The organism is Bacteroides clarus, from assembly GCF_015555825.1.
GTDB lineage: Bacteria > Bacteroidota > Bacteroidia > Bacteroidales > Bacteroidaceae > Bacteroides > Bacteroides clarus.
This window is the reverse complement of the sequence record NZ_JADNLF010000024.1, coordinates 1-5,261: the sequence shown is the minus strand read 5'-3', so window position 1 is coordinate 5,261 and position 5,261 is coordinate 1. Positions and strand designations below refer to the sequence as shown.

Here is a 5,261-nt window from a genome sequence, read left to right as displayed (position 1 = left end):
AAAAAAACGGCGACTACCTACTCTCCCACTGTTACGCAGTACCATCGGCGTGACTGAGCTTAACTTCTCTGTTCGGAATGGGAAGAGGTGGAACCTCAGTGCTATAGTCACCTGAATAAGGCAGACATGATGTAAAAAGTAAATAAACTGAACGTATATATCCCCCATACACGGCAGGACTAAAAGTGAACGGGCAATTAGTAATGCTCGGCTATGACATCGCTGCCTTTACACCTGCATCCTATCAACGTCATCGTCTTTGACGACCCTGAGAAATCTAATCTTGTGGCTGGCTTCGTACTTAGATGCTTTCAGCACTTATCCAATCCCGACTTAGATACCCGGCAATGCACCTGGCGGCACAACCGGTAAACCAGAGGTCAGTCCAACACGGTCCTCTCGTACTAGTGTCAGAGCCACGCAAATTTCATACGCCCACGATAGATAGAGACCGAACTGTCTCACGACGTTCTGAACCCAGCTCGCGTGCCACTTTAATGGGCGAACAGCCCAACCCTTGGGACCTTCTCCAGCCCCAGGATGTGACGAGCCGACATCGAGGTGCCAAACCCCTCCGTCGATATGAGCTCTTGGGAGGGATCAGCCTGTTATCCCCGGAGTACCTTTTATCCTTTGAGCGATGTCCTTTCCATACAGAAACACCGGATCACTATGCTCTAGTTTCCTACCTGATCGACTTGTGAGTCTCCCAGTCAAGCGCCCTTATGCCATTACACTCTACCGACGGTTACCAATCGTCGTGAGGGCACCTTTAGAAGCCTCCGTTACGCTTTTGGAGGCGACCACCCCAGTCAAACTACCCACCAAACAGTGTCCTCTCATCCAAGAGTTAGAACTCAAATAATCAAAGGGCCGTATTTCAACAGCGGCTCCACAAATACTGGCGTACCTGCTTCAAAGCCTCCGGCCTATCCTACACATCAATTACCCAAATTCAATGTTAAGCTATAGTAAAGGTTCACGGGGTCTTTTCGTCCCATCGCGGGTAATCGGCATCTTCACCGATACTACAATTTCACTGAGCTCACGGTTGAGACAGCGTCCAGATCATTACACCATTCGTGCAGGTCGGAACTTACCCGACAAGGAATTTCGCTACCTTAGGACCGTTATAGTTACGGCCGCCGTTTACTGGGGCTTCAATTCAATGCTTCTCTTGCGATGACATCTCCTCTTAACCTTCCAGCACCGGGCAGGTGTCAGGCTGTATACTTCATATTTCTATTTTGCACAGCCCTGTGTTTTTGTTAAACAGTTGCCTGGACCTATTCTCTGCGCCTCAAGTTACCCTGAGGACCCTTTATCCCGAAGTTACAGGGTCAGTTTGCCTAGTTCCTTAACCGTGAATCACTCAAGCGCCTTAGTATATTCAACCCGACTACGTGTGTCCGTTTACGGTACGGGTACCGTCAGGATTAAGTTTAGCGGATTTTCTCGGGAGTATGCTTACATGCACTATCGGATTGTTCGAAGAACGCTCCGTACTATCAGGTTCGACTCTCTCTGCGGATTTGCCTGCAGAAATCAACATCTACACCCTTTAACCGACTATTCCGTCAGTCGGCGGCATTATCACTGCTCCGTCTCCACGTCACTCCTGAAGGTAGTACCGGAATATTAACCGGTTCTGCCATCGGCCTCGCCGTTCGGCTGAGCCTTAGGACCCGACTAACCCTGATCCGATTAGCGTTGATCAGGAAACCTTAGTCTTTCGGCGAGGGGGTTTCTCACCCCCTTTATCGTTACTTATACCTACATTTGCTTTTCCACACGCTCCAGCAAAGCTCACGCTTCACCTTCAACGCTGAGTGGAATGCTCCCCTACCGATGATTACTCATCCCAAAGCTTCGGTAGAATACTTAATGCCCGATTATTATCCACGCCAAACTCCTCGACTAGTGAGCTGTTACGCACTCTTTAAATGAATGGCTGCTTCCAAGCCAACATCCTAGCTGTCTTAGCAATCTGACTTCGTTAGTTCAACTTAGTATTCATTTCGGGACCTTAGCTGTTGGTCCGGATTGTTCTCCTTTAGGACATGGACCTTAGCACCCATGCCCTCACTCCTGACATAGAACTGACACGCATTCGGAGTTTGTCAAGACTTGATAGGCGGTGAAGCCCTCGCATCTTATCAGTCGCTCTACCTCATGTCAGTATAAGTCAAGGCTGCACCTAAATGCATTTCGGGGAGTACGAGCTATCTCCAAGTTTGATTAGCCTTTCACCCCCACCCTCAAGTCATCCAGAAGCTTTTCAACGCTTATTGGTTCGGTCCTCCAGATGGTGTTACCCATCCTTCAACCTGCTCAAGGGTAGATCACTTGGTTTCGCGTCTACTCCTTCCGACTATACGCCCTATTAAGACTCGCTTTCGCTTCGGCTGCAAATCTGAGATTCTTAACCTTGCCGGAAAAAGTAACTCGTAGGTTCATTATGCAAAAGGCACGCCGTCACCCTAAAGGGCTCCGACCGCTTGTAGGCGCATGGTTTCAGGAACTATTTCACTCTTCTGTTCGAAGTGCTTTTCACCTTTCCTTCACAGTACTGGTTCACTATCGGTCTCTCGGGAGTATTTAGCCTTACCGGATGGTCCCGGCAGATTCACGCAGAATTCCTCGTGCTCCGCGCTACTCAGGATACCACTAGGCTTAGGTTGGCTTCGCATACGCAGCTATCATGCTCTATGGCTGTACTTTCCAGAACATTCTGCTCACCAACTTTCATGCCACAACGTGGTCCTACAACCCCAGTTATGCCGTAACATAAATGGTTTGGGCTATTCCCCGTTCGCTCGCCACTACTAGGGGAATCATTATTTATTTTCTTTTCCTACAGGTACTAAGATGTTTCAGTTCCCTGCGTTAGCCTTCCGCTATGCGGAATGATCAGTCTTCAACTAATCGGGTTGTCCCATTCGGAAATCTCCGGATCAAAGGTTATTTGCACCTACCCGAAGCTTATCGCAGCTTATCACGTCCTTCATCGCCTCCGAGAGCCAAGGCATCCGCCATGCGCCCTTGCTTACTTTTAGTCTTACCGACAACGTATGGTCGATATATACTTTCAGCTTTAACTTTACTTTTTTCGTTACATCATGTCAAAGATCGTTTTCCGGTGATGAGTGTAAACTCATCCGGAAGTGTGGAGAATAACGGATTCGAACCGTTGACCCCCTGCGTGCAAAGCAGGTGCTCTAGCCAGCTGAGCTAATCCCCCTTCAGAACTTAGGATTATCATCCCGTAATTCCGGAAGTAGTCCCAGGCAGAGTTGAACTGCCGACCTCTACATTATCAGTGTAGCGCTCTAACCAACTGAGCTATAGGACTGTCAGTCAAACCCTCGCCCTAAGGCTCGGCTTCTACTTTCTCTTTATATTGATAAACAATCTTCGCAGCACAAGAGGTTCTTATGGAAGTAATCTCGAAAGAACCTGACTTTTTATGTTAAGCGTCGCTCCAGAAAGGAGGTGTTCCAGCCGCACCTTCCGGTACGGCTACCTTGTTACGACTTAGCCCCAATCACCAGTTTTACCCTAGGACGCTCCTTGCGGTTACGTACTTCAGGTACCCCCGGCTTTCATGGCTTGACGGGCGGTGTGTACAAGGCCCGGGAACGTATTCACCGCGCCGTGGCTGATGCGCGATTACTAGCGAATCCAGCTTCATGGAGTCGGGTTGCAGACTCCAATCCGAACTGAGAGAGGTTTTGGGGATTAGCATCACGTCGCCGTGTAGCTGCCTTCTGTACCCCCCATTGTAACACGTGTGTAGCCCCGGACGTAAGGGCCGTGCTGATTTGACGTCATCCCCACCTTCCTCACATCTTACGACGGCAGTCTCCATAGAGTCCCCAGCATGACCTGATGGTAACTATAGATAAGGGTTGCGCTCGTTATGGCACTTAAGCCGACACCTCACGGCACGAGCTGACGACAACCATGCAGCACCTTCACAACTGTCCGAAGAAAGAACTGTTTCCAGCTCAGTCAGTTGCAATTCAAGCCCGGGTAAGGTTCCTCGCGTATCATCGAATTAAACCACATGTTCCTCCGCTTGTGCGGGCCCCCGTCAATTCCTTTGAGTTTCACCGTTGCCGGCGTACTCCCCAGGTGGAATACTTAATGCTTTCGCTTGGCCGCTGACATTGTATCGCCAACAGCGAGTATTCATCGTTTACTGTGTGGACTACCAGGGTATCTAATCCTGTTTGATACCCACACTTTCGAGCATCAGCGTCAGTTACACTCCAGTGAGCTGCCTTCGCAATCGGAGTTCTTCGTGATATCTAAGCATTTCACCGCTACACCACGAATTCCGCCCACCTCTGCTGCACTCAAGGATACCAGTATCAACTGCAATTTTACGGTTGAGCCGCAAACTTTCACAACTGACTTAATACCCCGCCTACGCTCCCTTTAAACCCAATAAATCCGGATAACGCTCGGATCCTCCGTATTACCGCGGCTGCTGGCACGGAGTTAGCCGATCCTTATTCATACGGTACATGCAAAAAACCACACGTGGCTAACTTTATTCCCGTATAAAAGAAGTTTACAACCCATAGGGCAGTCATCCTTCACGCTACTTGGCTGGTTCAGACTCTCGTCCATTGACCAATATTCCTCACTGCTGCCTCCCGTAGGAGTTTGGACCGTGTCTCAGTTCCAATGTGGGGGACCTTCCTCTCAGAACCCCTATCCATCGTCGGTTTGGTGGGCCGTTACCCCGCCAACTGCCTAATGGAACGCATCCCCATCGATAACCGAAATTCTTTAATAGTTATTCCATGCGGGAAAACTATGCCATCCGGTATTAATCTTTCTTTCGAAAGGCTATCCCGGAGTTATCGGCAGGTTGGATACGTGTTACTCACCCGTGCGCCGGTCGCCGGCGGTTGAAGCAAGCTTCAACCCCGCTGCCCCTCGACTTGCATGTGTTAAGCCTGTAGCTAGCGTTCATCCTGAGCCAGGATCAAACTCTTCATTGTAAAAGTATTGTTAATCATCCCATAAGGGGATGGTTGTTGCTCTGTTCAGGACGCTCGAATTTAAAAAGTCTCAATTACCTATCTTAATAAGTATTGACGGTTCTTTTTATTTTACCCAAGTCTCTCTTGTTGCCAAGAAAAGACTTGCTCTTGTACTACTTGTATTGTTTATGTAAATCTGTTCAAAGATCGCTTCTTTTTGAAGAATGCTCCTTTTCAAAAGCGGATGCAAAGGTAAAAACTTTTAAG

At 48.8% G+C, this 5,261-nt stretch carries 2 tRNA genes and 3 rRNA genes; all 5 read right to left on the bottom strand.

The window, feature by feature from the left end:
• Window positions 1-4: 4 nt before the first annotated feature.
• Window positions 5-115, bottom strand: a 5S ribosomal RNA gene (gene rrf, locus I2F54_RS16085).
• Window positions 116-177: 62 nt separating this feature from the next.
• A 23S ribosomal RNA gene (locus I2F54_RS16080) occupies window positions 178-3,056 on the bottom strand.
• 111 nt (window positions 3,057-3,167) lie between these two features.
• Window positions 3,168-3,241 (bottom strand) — tRNA-Ala (locus I2F54_RS16075).
• A 37-nt stretch (window positions 3,242-3,278) separates the two neighbouring features.
• Window positions 3,279-3,352, bottom strand: a tRNA-Ile gene (locus tag I2F54_RS16070).
• A 133-nt stretch (window positions 3,353-3,485) separates the two neighbouring features.
• A 16S ribosomal RNA gene (locus I2F54_RS16065) occupies window positions 3,486-5,012 on the bottom strand.
• Together the 16S, 23S and 5S rRNA genes with 2 tRNA genes alongside form the textbook arrangement of a ribosomal RNA operon.
• Window positions 5,013-5,261: the final 249 nt, after the last annotated feature.